The 13,256-nt window shown below is 50.7% G+C and carries 14 protein-coding genes; 5 read left to right on the top strand and 9 right to left on the bottom strand.

What is annotated here, in order from left to right:
• The first annotated feature begins 7 nt into the window (after positions 1 to 7).
• The 5 genes from wecB (at position 8) to MEB48_RS23670 (ending at position 6,177) form a co-directional block, all read left to right on the top strand.
• Entirely contained in the window at positions 8 to 1,102 is a 1,095-nt protein-coding gene (gene wecB, locus MEB48_RS23650) for a non-hydrolyzing UDP-N-acetylglucosamine 2-epimerase (protein ID WP_237886268.1), read from the top strand.
• A complete protein-coding gene (locus MEB48_RS23655) occupies positions 1,102 to 2,208 on the top strand; it encodes a glycosyl transferase (protein ID WP_237886269.1) in 1,107 nt (368 codons plus the stop codon). The genes wecB and MEB48_RS23655 overlap by 1 nt, the downstream gene beginning before the upstream one ends.
• Positions 2,209 to 2,339: 131 nt before the next feature.
• A complete protein-coding gene (locus tag MEB48_RS23660; RefSeq protein ID WP_237886270.1) occupies positions 2,340 to 3,311 on the top strand; it encodes a glycosyltransferase family 2 protein in 972 nt (323 codons plus the stop codon).
• 22 nt (positions 3,312 to 3,333) lie between these two features.
• Positions 3,334 to 3,672 carry a 4-amino-4-deoxy-L-arabinose-phospho-UDP flippase gene (locus MEB48_RS23665; RefSeq protein ID WP_237886271.1) on the top strand — a complete coding sequence of 113 codons (339 nt, stop codon included), beginning with the start codon at positions 3,334 to 3,336 and terminating at the stop codon, positions 3,670 to 3,672.
• Positions 3,673 to 3,708: 36 nt separating this feature from the next.
• Positions 3,709 to 6,177 carry a hypothetical protein gene (locus MEB48_RS23670; RefSeq protein WP_237886272.1) on the top strand — a complete coding sequence of 823 codons (2,469 nt, stop codon included), beginning with the start codon at positions 3,709 to 3,711 and terminating at the stop codon, positions 6,175 to 6,177.
• Positions 6,178 to 6,226: 49 nt separating this feature from the next.
• Here the strand turns inward: MEB48_RS23670 and MEB48_RS23675 are convergent, their stop codons facing one another.
• The 9 genes from MEB48_RS23675 to MEB48_RS23715 all read right to left on the bottom strand — a co-directional run bounded on the left by MEB48_RS23675 (position 6,227) and on the right by MEB48_RS23715 (position 13,252).
• Positions 6,227 to 7,252: an MraY family glycosyltransferase gene (locus MEB48_RS23675; RefSeq protein ID WP_237886273.1), complete on the bottom strand. Its 1,026-nt coding sequence runs from the start codon at positions 7,250 to 7,252 to the stop codon at positions 6,227 to 6,229.
• On the bottom strand, positions 7,249 to 8,253 hold the full coding sequence (locus tag MEB48_RS23680) for a UDP-glucose 4-epimerase family protein (RefSeq protein WP_269137596.1): 1,005 nt from the start codon (positions 8,251 to 8,253) through the stop codon (positions 7,249 to 7,251). The genes MEB48_RS23675 and MEB48_RS23680 overlap by 4 nt, the downstream gene beginning before the upstream one ends.
• Positions 8,208 to 9,131, bottom strand: a complete 924-nt coding sequence (locus MEB48_RS23685) for a glycosyltransferase (protein ID WP_237886274.1) — start codon at positions 9,129 to 9,131, stop codon at positions 8,208 to 8,210. The genes MEB48_RS23680 and MEB48_RS23685 overlap by 46 nt, the downstream gene beginning before the upstream one ends.
• Positions 9,132 to 9,180: 49 nt before the next feature.
• A complete protein-coding gene (gene rfbA, locus MEB48_RS23690) occupies positions 9,181 to 10,071 on the bottom strand; it encodes a glucose-1-phosphate thymidylyltransferase RfbA (protein WP_237886275.1) in 891 nt (296 codons plus the stop codon).
• Entirely contained in the window at positions 10,068 to 10,961 is an 894-nt protein-coding gene (gene rfbD / locus MEB48_RS23695; RefSeq protein WP_237886276.1) for a dTDP-4-dehydrorhamnose reductase, read from the bottom strand. The genes rfbA and rfbD overlap by 4 nt, the downstream gene beginning before the upstream one ends.
• Positions 10,958 to 12,034, bottom strand: coding sequence for a dTDP-glucose 4,6-dehydratase (gene rfbB / locus MEB48_RS23700; protein ID WP_237886277.1), 1,077 nt, complete (start codon positions 12,032 to 12,034; stop codon positions 10,958 to 10,960). Before rfbB ends, rfbD begins: the two co-directional genes overlap by 4 nt.
• A gap of 225 nt (positions 12,035 to 12,259) precedes the next feature.
• Positions 12,260 to 12,499, bottom strand: a complete 240-nt coding sequence (locus MEB48_RS23705) for a LapA family protein (RefSeq protein ID WP_095055797.1) — start codon at positions 12,497 to 12,499, stop codon at positions 12,260 to 12,262.
• Between the two features lie 27 nt (positions 12,500 to 12,526).
• Positions 12,527 to 12,823, bottom strand: a complete 297-nt coding sequence (ihfB, locus tag MEB48_RS23710; RefSeq protein ID WP_003369729.1) for an integration host factor subunit beta — start codon at positions 12,821 to 12,823, stop codon at positions 12,527 to 12,529.
• Positions 12,824 to 12,973: 150 nt separating this feature from the next.
• On the bottom strand, positions 12,974 to 13,252 hold the full coding sequence (locus MEB48_RS23715; RefSeq protein WP_237886278.1) for a hypothetical protein: 279 nt from the start codon (positions 13,250 to 13,252) through the stop codon (positions 12,974 to 12,976).
• Positions 13,253 to 13,256: the final 4 nt, after the last annotated feature.

Consider the following 13,256-nt stretch of genomic DNA (forward strand, 5'->3'; position numbering starts at 1 on the left):
TCTGAATATGAAAATCATGTGCACTGTCGGCACACGGCCAGAAGCGATCAAAATGGCTCCGGTCATTCTGGCCTTGAAGCAACAACCCTGGGCAGAGGTTCGGGTTCTGGCGACCGCACAACATCGACACATGCTGGATCAGGTAATGACATTCTTCGGTATCGTGCCCGATATCGACCTGAACATCATGAAGCCTAACCAGACGCTGACCGAGTTGACCGCCCGGCTTTTGCTCGAACTGGATAAGGTATTGCTTGAGGAGAAGCCCGACGTCGTTCTGGCTCAAGGTGACACAACAACAGTTTTCGCGATGGCCCTCGCCTGCTTCTACCGCCGTATACCGTTTGGACATGTGGAAGCCGGCCTGCGCACGTGGGATATGCAGAACCCCTTCCCGGAGGAGGCAAATCGCGTATTGGCCGGTCGACTGACCCGTTGGCATTTCGCTCCGACCGAAAGCTCGAAAGCCAACTTGCTACGCGAAGGCATCCCGGATCAGGACATTACCGTAACCGGCAACACCGTAATCGATGCATTGCTGATGACCGCCGCCAAGGACTTGACACTGGGTATTGAACTGGACGACAGCAAACGCCTGATTCTGGTGACCTCTCACCGTAGAGAAAACTTCGGTGCACCATTCCTGGAGATTTGCCGGGCGCTCAAGACGCTGGCAGAGAGCAACAGCGACGTGCAGATCCTTTATCCGGTGCACCCTAACCCGAACGTCAAGGACGTTGCATATAACGTTTTGGGCAACACCCCGAACATTATTCTGTGCGAGCCACTCGATTACGCACCATTCATTGCAGCTATGAAGAAGGCCTATCTAATCATCAGTGACTCTGGTGGCGTTCAGGAAGAAGCCCCGGCCTTGGGCATTCCGGTTCTGGTGCTACGTGATGAAACGGAACGACCTGAAGCCGTGGACATGGGCGTCGTCAAGCTGGTAGGTCCTAATCACGACCCGATCCTGAAAGAAGCCCAAACCCTGCTCGATAACCCGGCTGCTTATAAAGCAATGGCCCGAGGCGTTTCTCCTTATGGTGATGGCAAGGGCGCAGAACGCATCGTGGCGGTGCTGAAAGAGTACTGCGTTTAATGCGTCTGGTTTATTTGTCACCTGTGCCGTGGGCAAGCTTTGCCCAACGGCCGCAAAAATTCGTTCGCTGGTTTCACCAGAAAACAGCGGGCGAAGTGTTGTGGCTGGATCCTTATCCAAGCCGTTTCCCACGCTTGAATGACTTCAAGAAAATTGGCGTCAGTGACAAAACTGAAAGCGATGACCTGGAACCCTGGTTAAACGTATTGAAACCAAGGGCATTACCTATCGAACCTTTACCGGCGTCCGGACTGATAAATGGACGACTTTATTGGTCCGAACTTCTAAAGACAGTGGAGGCATTCGCCCAGGATCAAGAAATCCTATTGGTCATCGGCAAACCAACAGCCCTTGCACTGCAAGTATTGAAGCTATTGAAAGGTCACCCATCGGTGTACGACGCCATGGATGACTTCCCGACGTTTTTTTCGGGAATATCGAAAGCGGCGATGGCTCGGCGAGAACGACAGATCGGCAGCAACACCACTGTCGTTCTCGCGTCCTCGACAAAACTGCGAAAAAAATGGGAGAGCCATAACCCAAACGTCAAGCTCGTGCCTAATGGACTCGACGTTGAGCTTTTGCCTCCCGCGAAGACCCAGTTTCACAGCAAACAAACAAAAACCTTCGGTTATCTGGGAACAGTGGGTGCCTGGTTCGATTGGCAATGGATGATTCATTTGGCCCAATCATGCCCCAACGACAATGTTCATATCGTCGGTCCCGTATTCAACCCTTGCAATGTGAAACTCCCCAGCAATCTAAAACTGTTTCCACCCTGCAGCCATAAAGATGCACTGCTGACAATGTTGTCGTTCGACGTCGCGGTCATCCCGTTCCTGAAGAATGAACTGACGTCATCCGTCGACCCGATAAAATATTACGAGTACCGGGCGCTGGGTTTACCCATCATCTCGACAGGTTTTGGTGAAATGGCTTACAGAGGTGAGCAGGAAGGGGTTTATCTGTGTGACAACGCAGAAGAAATGATCCCTGCGGTAGTCAAGGCGCTGGATTACACAACGACCATCGGCTTCACCGACAGCTTCAAAGTAGAAAACAGCTGGGAATCCCGGTTTGACGCATCCGGCGTGATTTGTGTTTAACCCGCTCAGCGACAGCGGCTGGAGCGAACATCGGCTGTACTGTCTTACCAGGTACACGAAGTCTGAGGTTTCGCCTTAGACTTCCATTCAGTCAGGTACGGGGCCGATCAAAAATTCACAGGAGTTTAAAAGTGGCAGCACAACAAAAAATTGCAGTGGTCATACCGTGCTTTAAAGTAAAAGCCCATATATTGAGTGTCATCTCAAATATCGGGCCTGAAGTTGATCGCATTTACGTCGTGGATGATTGCTGCCCACAAAACTCCGGCGCTTATGTTAAAGAGAATTGCAATGATGAGCGTGTAGTTGTGCTGTACAACCCTATAAATCTAGGTGTAGGTGGGGCAGTCATGAATGGCTATAGTTCCGCCATCCAAGACGATATATCTATCATTGTCAAAGTTGACGGTGACGGTCAAATGGACCCAAACTTAATCAAAAAGTTTGTCGCTCCTATTATAAATGGCGAAGCTGACTATACTAAAGGCAATCGTTTTTTTGACCTTGAAGAGATACATGCAATGCCAAAAATGCGCTTGTTTGGCAACGCGATTTTATCATTCATGACCAAACTATCTTCAGGCTATTGGGACTTATTCGATCCTACCAATGGCTTTACAGCGATCCATCGAGACGTTGCAAAACATTTGCCATTCAGCAAGATAAGTAATCGTTATTTTTTTGAAACGGACATGCTTTTCAGACTTAATACCTTGCGAGCTGTCGTCATCGATATACCAATGGACGCAAAATACGGTGATGAAGAAAGCAATCTGAAAATATCCAAAATCGTCGGCGAATTCCTACTCAAACATACAAGAAACCTGTCAAAACGGATTTTTTACAACTACTATCTTAGAAATATGTCACTCGCCTCGCTGGAGCTTCCTTTGGGGCTTTTTATGTTGCTGACAGGAACTTTTTTCGGGATAAGTCATTGGATCACTTCCATTGCATCAGGTGTACCTACTGCAGCTGGCACTGTAATGTTATCGGCACTTCCTATCATTCTCGGCATGCAATTAGTTCTAGCCTTTATCGGCCATGATATTTCATCGGTGCCCAAGCGACCATTTCACTTAAAAACGCAATTTCAACGTTAATAAACTCAGGAACATCACGAATATGACTTACATAGTCGCCATGATTTGCGTTTTTGGCATCGCAGCCGGTCAGATTTTATTTAAGATGAGTGCATCATCACTGCATAAAACAGGCAGTTTCTTTGATATCACAACCGCCACTATCATTTGTTCCGCATTTGCGCTTTACGGAATCACCACAATAGGCTGGATATGGGTATTGCAAAAATCCGACCTTGGACGAATCTACCCTCTAATGGCATTGGCGTTTGTTTTAGTACCTATCGGAAGTTATCTGTTCTTTCAAGAGAGATTCAACCCACAATATTTTGTCGGTGTCACTCTGATCATCGGCGGTATTATCGTCGCAGTTAAATCATGATACTCCCAACTTTTAAAAAGCCCTGGCAGTTTTCAGATGTCTAAAATCACATCACTTTCCTCACAAATCATCACTGGCGCGCTATTGATCGCCGCCTTGAGCATTCCCGCTCTGGTGGCACATTACTCGCCCACACTTCCTTTTTATTGGAACACACCATTACTTTTAGATATCGCATCCTGGACACTTGGTGTACTTTTAATCTCTGCGCTCTTAAAATTCAAGAACTTTGGTTATTCGAACCTAGCCTTAGTAGCACTACTACTTTCATACTTAGCCATAGGCACAGGTATCGCAAGTACACTGACAATTATTTATTTCATCATATCCTCTTACCTGCTTGGTAGACTGGCTCTACTATTGGTATCAACTGAAACACTGACGTTAGCGTTATTCGATCGTGCACTTCTTATTGGAATTTGCCTCTACGTTTGTGTCTTCAGCCTATTAATCCATTTCCCGGTCAACCATCAGGTCATCTATCTCGCAATCCTAGGTATTCCTTTTCTATTTCTGAAGAAAAAAGACGCAAGAAGTTTACTACTGAGTGCGTTACGCGATACTGCCTCAACCCCACTCGCCACGCTTCAGCAGATGTCCTTCCGAACGGTAGTTGCTCTGGTTTTATTCATCGGCTACGTTTCCAGATTTAGCTTTTTCCCCTCTATCGGATTTGACGATAACGTATTACATCTAAGGATGTGGACAGAACTGACTCAATACCATTTCTATAGTTTCGATATCGAACACCAGATTTGGTCTGTCGCCCCATTTGCCATCGACCTACTGCATTCGATCATTTCGTTGGCGTCAAACTCCGATGCAAGAGGGGCATTGAATATAGCAATGCTGGGGCTACTTCTTCGTGCAGTATGGATGATATCTTCCAGTTTTCTCGACAAACATCTCGACAAGACTCTCCTTCTACTTCTGCTCTGCAGCACCCCTATCCTCTCGACTCTCTTGACATCGCTGCAAACTGAGTTACTTCTGGCATTGCTGATAACCATGGGGGTAAAAGTACTGCTGGAAGAAAGCACAGGGGATGCCTGTAGCAGATCGCTCTCCATTTTGTCTGCAGCATCATTATGCGCCGCAACCAAACTGCCCGGAATGGTTTTGGGCTTTACGCTACTAATAGCGTACGCGCCATTATTTCTGCGTGAAAAAATACACTTTAAAGCTGACAAAAGACATCATCAGCGTACGCTTTATATACTATTTATACTTATATTGTCTTTTACCGCAGTTCAGTCATATATTTATTCTTGGTTTGCATCAGGCAACCCACTATTCCCTCTATATAACGAGATATTCAAATCACCGTATTTCGACATACGAAATTTTTCGGACCCCCTATATCAGAAAGGATTTTCATTAAAGAGCTTCTGGTCGATTTTTTACAACACAAGCACTTACTATGAATCAAAAAATTTTGTTGCTGGCTTTCAATATTTGTATCTATTGCCAATCGGCATAATCACACTAATTGCCAGCACAAAAATAAACACGCAACTCAAATTGATCCTCATAACACCTACACTGGGCTTTGGGCTTGTCATGTTTTCAGCCTCCCAGTATTGGCGTTATCTGTTCCCTATTGTGCCGCTTGCGAGCGTGATTGTAGGTTTTCTGCTTTATCGACCCCGTAGTGTTTCCGACGGCTCTACGAATGCAACGTGGGTTATCAGAAGTATTTTCATGTTCTTTATCGCAGCGAACATCTTCTTTTTTCCTGGCATTACGTGGTTTTTTTCCCACCCCACACAGCTGTCCTATACAGCACAAGGCAAGGCGACGATTACCGACATCGTCGCACCTTCTAAGTCACTCACAACCTATCTTAGTAACGATGCCAAAAACCCAACCGTGTTATACGATCCCAATGCAACGCTGGGAGCGACACTACTCGGAAAACCGATTTATACGAACTGGTACTCTCCGAAACAGAGAGACGAATATGATCGAATCAAAACCAAGGCCGATATTGTTACCTTGATTGAGCGCAATCACGTTGAGTATGTCGTCTGGGATTCTACCCTATCGGTCACTCTAACAAATCGAAATGCAATGCTTGATTTTTTGACGCTGCACGGCCAGCCTATCTACCAAGTCGGCCCGCTCATCGCTTACAAAATTTCAACAGATGAGGTTCGCTACAAACCACTCTTTGACATGCGCACCCAGGCCCCCAATGCGACGCCCACGCATTCATTGATGGCTGATACCACTCCGAAAGTAATCGCAACAATCTCAATCAGCAACGCGAGATCTGCAAAATATGATGTAACCTTTGAGTGTTCCGACTCAAGCGGTTCGTTTATTGCTCAAATCAACTGGGACGTGCCTCCAGTCTACTACAAGCTCATTCCGTGCATGAAAGGTCGAGTAAACTTCACAGAAACCCTGCCTATCCCACAGGGTACAACAAATGGCAATATTTATATCACCGCCAGAGACCGAGAAAGTGTTGACGTGATAGATTTAAATATTGGACTTAACTAAAAAAAAAGCCGCACCTATAAGGTGCGGCTTTTTTTACAACCCATGAAATTTAACTTTCATCACTATGCTCTAATGCTCCTGCGGTGAATACATAGCATAGTGCAGCTAATGGCAGGTAAGCCAACAACAGGCCGGCAACCCCAGGCATCCCCCCTTTAGCGACAATGATTGCTATAGGCGTCAGCCATAGCAAGTTAATAGCTACAATCCACAGGGTAACAACCTTATGACTGGCGAAGCGACGCGACGCATACTGATACGCGTGACTACGATGCGCCTGAGATACTTTATCGCCCCGAGCAAATCGTCTGATCAATGTCCATGTGGCATCGACAATAAAAACTCCCAGCACTATCATCCAACTCCAGAACAGCTCGGGCGCCGTCCAGGCCGCTTGTATCGCTAACGCTGCCAAAAGAAAACCGAGGAATCCACTTCCTGCATCCCCCATGAAAATTCGTGCAGGCGGAAAGTTCCAACATAGGAATCCAGCCACTGCGGCAGCTAATATCACTGGAGCCCAGACCAGTTCCATGTGTGCACTAAACCAGTACACCGCGCACATACCCAAGCAGGCACAAATGGCTTCGGCACTGGCCAGACCGTCGATACCATCCATGAAGTTGTAAAGATTAAGCATCCAGACCAGGTAAACCAGAGCCAGGCCGTTGCCGATCCACCCCAAATCAACCGCAGTGCCAAAGAATGAAATCGTAGGCAACCCGTTCAACCAGAACAGAGCCCACATGGCTGCAATGAAATGTCCTAACAACCGCCATCGAGCCGCAATATGTCCGTGATCATCTGCAAAGCCAATCACGGCAACCAGCAAACACGCGCCCAACACGCCGTAAAGGATGGCCGGGGCAAGCAGTCCAAACCCGCCAAGGACCGGGAAAGCTAAAGCCAAAGATACAACGATGGCCACCCCTCCGCCCCGCGGTGTCGGAACACTGTGGGAACTGCGCTCATTGGGAATGTCCATCAAGCTTCTTGCTAAGGCATATCGACGCAAGATAAGCGTTAGCCCCCAGGACACCACAAATACGACAAGTAACAGCCACCAATAACTCATTTCGTCTGCTTTTCCAGAAAATGGCCAGCGGCCTGTCGCATGGCTTTATCCATACTGATCGGGGGAGTCCAATCCAACAAAATTCGATTTTTACTGATATCGACCTGAAGCGAACCGCAGATACGCTCTGCGACGGACTGCCTGTTAAACATCAAGGCGGTGAACTTCAACAGCCGCATGGGAAACGGCAACAGCCAGGCCTGCTTGTCCAAAGCAGTCGCCAGTCGTCGTAGTAATTGGGTCGTGGACAGATCTTCACCATCGCTCACCAGAAATGTCTGGTTGGCGGCCTGCGGATGGTCAATACAAGTCACGATTAGATCCACCAGATTTCCTATCGACACCAGGCTACGTTGGTTATGGATGGCCCCCAATGGCAGCGGAATACCTTTATTGAGCCAACGCAGCATGCTCTGGAAGTTGGCTTTAACCCCAGGGCCATAGACAAGCGGCGGGCGAATGATCACGATTTCCATACCGGTTTCCTGGCCCAGCCCCTTCAGCGCCTCTTCAGCCTCATATTTCGACAGACCATAGGGGTCGGTCGGGTACACGGGGTCGTCCGCCTTGAAGGGCTCACCCAGAGCAGTGCTTTCGCCATTAACCTTCACCGAACTGATAAAAATGAAACGCGTCACACCTGACTCGGCCGCAAAGCGGGCAAGCCTGAGCGTGCCTTCAACATTGACCTTACGATATTCGGCCAAGACATCCATAGCACTCTCATTCATCACATGAACTCGAGCAGCCGCATGAATGACGACATCGACCTCATTCAGAGAGGGCAGCGCCCTTCCATCGACAAGATTGAACGACATGACCGGACATAGACCATGTAACCGGGTGGTACCGCGAACAGCGGCTATCGGGCTGAACTTTTTATCAATCAGCAGCCGGAAGACAAGTGCCTCGCCTACAAAGCCGTTTGCCCCTGTAACCAGAACGCTTGGGACTCTCACTTGGCTTTGTTCCCCATTAATGCGGTCGTCCAGCAGATACAAAAGAAAAAAACTTTATCGCGCATCCGGCGCCGGCACTTCCAGGCATTCAAAGACAGTTTAATGAGTTGCCGACGGCCCAATTGCAACCAGTCCTTCACGAAAGGCTCGCTTTCCTGCCCCAACAATTTGGCAATTAACTGAACCTGATTAAACCACCAACCGTCATGAATCGTTTTGTAACGGGCAATCAATGGGCTCAACCCCTTGTTGGCACCTACCTGATTACGCTCATGTTGGCGATATTCCATGGATGGCAGCGGGTCGATATACCAGCGATAGCCATGACTGCGGGCAAAAGCATAGCAATACCAGTCATGCAAAGTGACTTCCTGCAGATGCTGCCAATTTTCAAGCATCGCCGCTTTCAAGGACTCTGCCAGCTTTTTGCTAAACACATAGGTACAACCCGGACCCGCCGCTTCGAACAGGTAGTCCCATTCAACCTGGGGTTGAGCCTTGTCTAACAAGTGGGTGCTGCCATCCGACCAAAAAGCCGTAACGTTGCTGGAGTAGGCATCGACCTGGCGAGTTTGAATGGCGTCAACTGCACGCTTCAGTTTGTCTTTGTGCCAAATGTCATCCTGGTCGGCAAAGGCAATAAAATCGAAGGAGCCGAAGTCGACATCACGAATCAATCGAAAGAAATTACGCGAGGCCCCACCGAATCTACCGGCGTCCGGTAGAACGACTACCTGGTGATGCTCTGCTGCATAAGCCGCGCACCAGGCTGCGGTACCGTCAGTGGAGGAGTCAATGCTGATGTGTACGGTAACGTCTACGTCAGACTGACCAAGGATCGAGGCCAGTTGCTCCTCGATCCAATGCATACCGTTGTAGGCAGCCAGTAAAACTGCAACCTTGGGAGATTTTACTGGCATGCCATTCCTGCTTGCATGATTTGAACACTGGAGAGAGATAGCTCTCGTCTTAGCGAGAAGGCGAGTCCAGCAGTTTCTGCAGGTACTGACCGTAGCCAGTCTTCTTCAGAGCATCAGCTTGAGTACCCAACTGCTCGGCACTAATCCAGCCATTGTGGTAAGCAATCTCTTCCAGGCAAGCCACTTTCAGACCCTGGCGCTGCTCAATGGTGTGCACGAAGTGACTCGCTTCCAGCAGCGAATCATGGGTACCGGTGTCCAGCCAGGCGAAGCCACGGCCGAGCATTTCGACGTTGAGGGTCTTCTGCTCGAGGTAGGCACGGTTAATGTCGGTAATTTCCAGCTCGCCACGTGGGGATGGCTTGATGCTCTTGGCGATCTCGACAACCTGGTTGTCGTAAAAGTACAAACCAGTCACCGCATAGCTGGATTTTGGTTTCTGCGGCTTCTCTTCGATGCTCAAGGCGCGGCCAGCGGCGTCGAACTCGACGACACCAAAACGCTCTGGATCCGAAACGTGATAACCGAATACGGTCGCACCGTGCTCTTGAGTGCTGGCGGAGCGCAGGTTCTCCGAGAAGTGCTGACCGTAGAAGATGTTATCGCCGAGGATCAGGCAGCAAGGATCCTTGCCGATGAATTCTTCGCCAATGATGAAGGCTTGTGCCAGACCGTCTGGACTAGGCTGTTCAGCGTAAGTCAGCTTGATGCCATACAGGCTGCCATCGCCCAGCAATTTGCGGAAGTTCGGCAGGTCTTCAGGGGTGGAGATAATCAGGATTTCGCGCATGCCGGCAAGCATCAGCACCGACAGCGGATAGAAGATCATCGGCTTGTCGTAGATCGGCAGCATCTGCTTGGACACGCCGAGGGTCAGCGGGTGCAGACGAGTGCCCGAGCCACCAGCGAGGATGATGCCTTTACGATTTGTCGTGGTCATTTATTCAGGACTTCCATAAGCATTCGGGTGACACCACTTTTCCAATCCGGCAAGTGCAGAGAAAAATTGTCGCGCAGCTTCTGTGTATTCAACCGTGAGTTCAGAGGACGACGCGCCGGAGTTGGGTAAGCAGTGGTGTCGATCGGATTGATCGTCGTGACGGCGAGCTCTTCACCGTTGGCCTTGGAAAAACCGATCACATGGCTGGCATAGCCGTGCCAGGACACTTCGCCAGCGGCCGCCAGGTGATACAGGCCCGCCAGTTCAGGGCGCTGCAGGACTTGCTGAATGGCCAACGCCGTCACGTCGGCGATCAGATCTGCACCGGTCGGGGCGCCGATCTGGTCGGCAATGACGCTCAGGGTGTCGCGGTCCTTGGCCAGACGCAGCATGGTCTTGGCAAAGTTGTTGCCGCGAGCGCCATAGACCCAGCTAGTGCGGAAGATCAGGTGCTTGCAGCCCGAAGCGGTAATCGCTTGCTCGCCGGCCAGTTTGCTGGCGCCGTAGTGATTCACCGGAGCGACGGCATCTGTCTCTTGCCATGGCTTCAGGCCTTCACCGCTGAACACATAGTCGGTCGAATAGTGAATCAGCCAGGCATCCAGGGATGCAGCCTCTTCAGCCATGACCCGACTCGCCTGACCGTTCACGCGGTCGGCCAGCTCAGTCTCGGACTCGGCTTTATCGACGGCGGTGTAGGCCGCAGCGTTGACGATGACGTCAGGCTTGACCTGGCGGATCGTCGCGCGCAGTGCGTCGAGGTCAGACAAGTCGCCACTCAAACCATCGACCGGGTGACGGTCCAGGGCGATCAATTCGCCAAGCGGTGCAAGGGCGCGTTGCAGCTCCCAGCCCACCTGGCCGTTTTTTCCCAACAGGAGGATTTTCATGCTTTGTCCGAACGATCCGTGTAGTTTTGGTCGATCCATTGCTGGTAGCTGCCGCTCTTCACGTGAGCTACCCATTCAGTGTTGTTCAGGTACCACTCGACGGTCTTGCGAATACCGGTTTCAAAGGTTTCTTCCGGGGTCCAGCCCAACTCGCGCTGGATTTTGCTGGCGTCGATTGCGTAGCGCTGGTCGTGGCCCGGGCGATCCTGAACGTAGGTGATCAGGCTGGCATGCGGGCGATGAGCGGAATCTGGACGCAGTTCGTCGAGCAGTGCGCACAGGGTATGCACCACTTCGATGTTTTGCTTCTCGTTGTGGCCGCCGATGTTGTAGGTCTCGCCGATCACGCCTTCGGTCACGACTTTGTAAAGTGCGCGGGCGTGGTCTTCGACATAGAGCCAATCACGAACCTGGTTGCCCTTGCCGTAAACCGGCAGCGGCTTGCCTTCCAGTGCGTTGAGGATGATCAGCGGGATCAACTTCTCAGGGAAGTGGCACGGACCGTAGTTGTTCGAGCAGTTGGTGACCAGGGTCGGCAGGCCGTAGGTACGAGCCCAGGCGCGAACCAGGTGATCGGAGCTGGCCTTGCTGGCCGAGTACGGCGAGCTTGGCTGATACGGCGTGGTTTCGGTGAAGAGGTCTTCCGGACCTTCGAGGTCTCCGTAGACTTCGTCGGTGGAAATATGGTGGAAGCGGAAGTTGGCTTTGCGCGCATCATCCAGTGCCGCCCAATAGTGGCGTGCTGCTTCCAGCAAGGTGTAGGTGCCGATGATATTGGTCTGGATGAATTCAGACGGACCGGAGATCGAGCGGTCAACGTGGGATTCTGCGGCTAGGTGCATGATGGCATCTGGTTGGTGTTCACGCAGGACACGGTCCACTTGATCACGGTCGCAGATGTCGACGCGTTCGAACACGTAACGCGGGTTCTGGCTGACTTCAGCCAGCGATTCAAGGTTACCGGCATAAGTCAGCTTATCGACGTTAACGACAGAATCGTTAGTGTTGGAGATGATATGACGAATGACTGCCGAGCCGATAAACCCGGCGCCGCCGGTTACTAGAATTTTCACGCGAACCATACCCTTAAGTTGCTGACAGGGCCGCCAACCGCGCACTGTCTAATCCATGAATGCAAAAGCCATCAAGCCCGCCGTGGCTTCTGACAGAGTCAGTCTGAGCCGATGCGGGGATACCCCTATCGACCAAGCGCAGCATTTTACAGCTTAATGAAGGTTTTACTAATGGATATGGACAAGCTGTGCGCAAATCCGATGCGTGCAAAGGGTTTGTCGCAATCAGACAAGGCGCTTGCGCGAGGCTCTGGACGTACGTCCCAGAAACCAGCCAAGAATCGGCCCGATTACCATGCCAATCAGCAGCGCAATCACCATGATTAGCGAAACAGGTAACTGTGGGCCTGCCCAGCCCAGAAACAACAGTGACACGCCTTGCTGGTTCTCAAGAACGAACGCCAGGATCGTTAGAACGAGCAACAGGACAAATACAGCGAGAAGTACGCGCTTGAGGTTATGCATCAGCGGTTCCTTGAAGTGCAGCAGCTGTCAAAGCCCTTCCTCCTCGTCCTCGTTCACACGATCACGCAGTTCTTTGCCTGGCTTGAAATGCGGAACGAACTTGCCGTCGAGGCTGACGGACTGACCGGTTTTAGGATTGCGACCAACGCGCGGTGCGCGATAGTGCAGAGAGAAGCTGCCAAAACCACGGATCTCGATTCGATCACCCGTGGCCAGACATTGGGACATTTGCTCAAGCATGGTCTTGATGGCCAGCTCCACATCCTTGGATGAGAGCAGCCCTTGATGGGTGACAATTCGTTCGATCAACTCCGACTTCGTCATATTTTTCCCTTCTTTTTCAAGCAGCTAGATCAGCGCTTCAAAGGTTTTAGCATGCCCGGAGGAATTTGAACAGCCCGAGTTCTTGACATATATTTCCCGGCAATGAGATGCCCGATTTCAGAGCACCGCAAGCGTCCTCAAGCCCCGTATTCATCTACAGATAACCAGCATGGTGCGCGTCAGATAACCCGCAGGATTGAAGCCGAAAGGGAATTCATCTTCCTCCTTCGCGTCATCGGACCTTACGACAACTTTATAACCTGCGCCCTTGCACTCCCTGGCAGCGCGCTTGTGGCACCTCTCCCATCCGGAGCCCAATCCTGAACAATCGATCTCTATGCCACTGACTCCGCGTACCGCATGAGTCTTGGCGCTAGTGGTACAGCCTGCCAATGTCAGTACTGCTATCACGACAATGAGCTTGTTCATTTAT

This window comes from Pseudomonas sp. PGPR40 (assembly GCF_022014505.1).
Lineage (GTDB): Bacteria > Pseudomonadota > Gammaproteobacteria > Pseudomonadales > Pseudomonadaceae > Aquipseudomonas.

Bases quoted from the DNA above. Each gene is read 5' to 3' on its own strand.
- wecB (WP_237886268.1), top strand. From the start codon at position 8: ATGAAAATCATGTGCACTGTCGGCACACGGCCAGAAGCGATCAAAATG.
- MEB48_RS23655 (WP_237886269.1), top strand. From the start codon at position 1,102: ATGCGTCTGGTTTATTTGTCACCTGTGCCGTGGGCAAGCTTTGCCCAA.
- MEB48_RS23665 (WP_237886271.1), top strand. From the start codon at position 3,334: ATGACTTACATAGTCGCCATGATTTGCGTTTTTGGCATCGCAGCCGGT.
- MEB48_RS23670 (WP_237886272.1), top strand. From the start codon at position 3,709: ATGTCTAAAATCACATCACTTTCCTCACAAATCATCACTGGCGCGCTA.
- MEB48_RS23675 (WP_237886273.1), bottom strand. From the start codon at position 7,252: ATGAGTTATTGGTGGCTGTTACTTGTCGTATTTGTGGTGTCCTGGGGG.
- MEB48_RS23685 (WP_237886274.1), bottom strand. From the start codon at position 9,131: ATGCCAGTAAAATCTCCCAAGGTTGCAGTTTTACTGGCTGCCTACAAC.
- rfbA (WP_237886275.1), bottom strand. From the start codon at position 10,071: ATGACCACGACAAATCGTAAAGGCATCATCCTCGCTGGTGGCTCGGGC.
- rfbD (WP_237886276.1), bottom strand. From the start codon at position 10,961: ATGAAAATCCTCCTGTTGGGAAAAAACGGCCAGGTGGGCTGGGAGCTG.
- MEB48_RS23705 (WP_095055797.1), bottom strand. From the start codon at position 12,499: ATGCATAACCTCAAGCGCGTACTTCTCGCTGTATTTGTCCTGTTGCTC.
- ihfB (WP_003369729.1), bottom strand. From the start codon at position 12,823: ATGACGAAGTCGGAGTTGATCGAACGAATTGTCACCCATCAAGGGCTG.
- MEB48_RS23715 (WP_237886278.1), bottom strand. From the start codon at position 13,252: ATGAACAAGCTCATTGTCGTGATAGCAGTACTGACATTGGCAGGCTGT.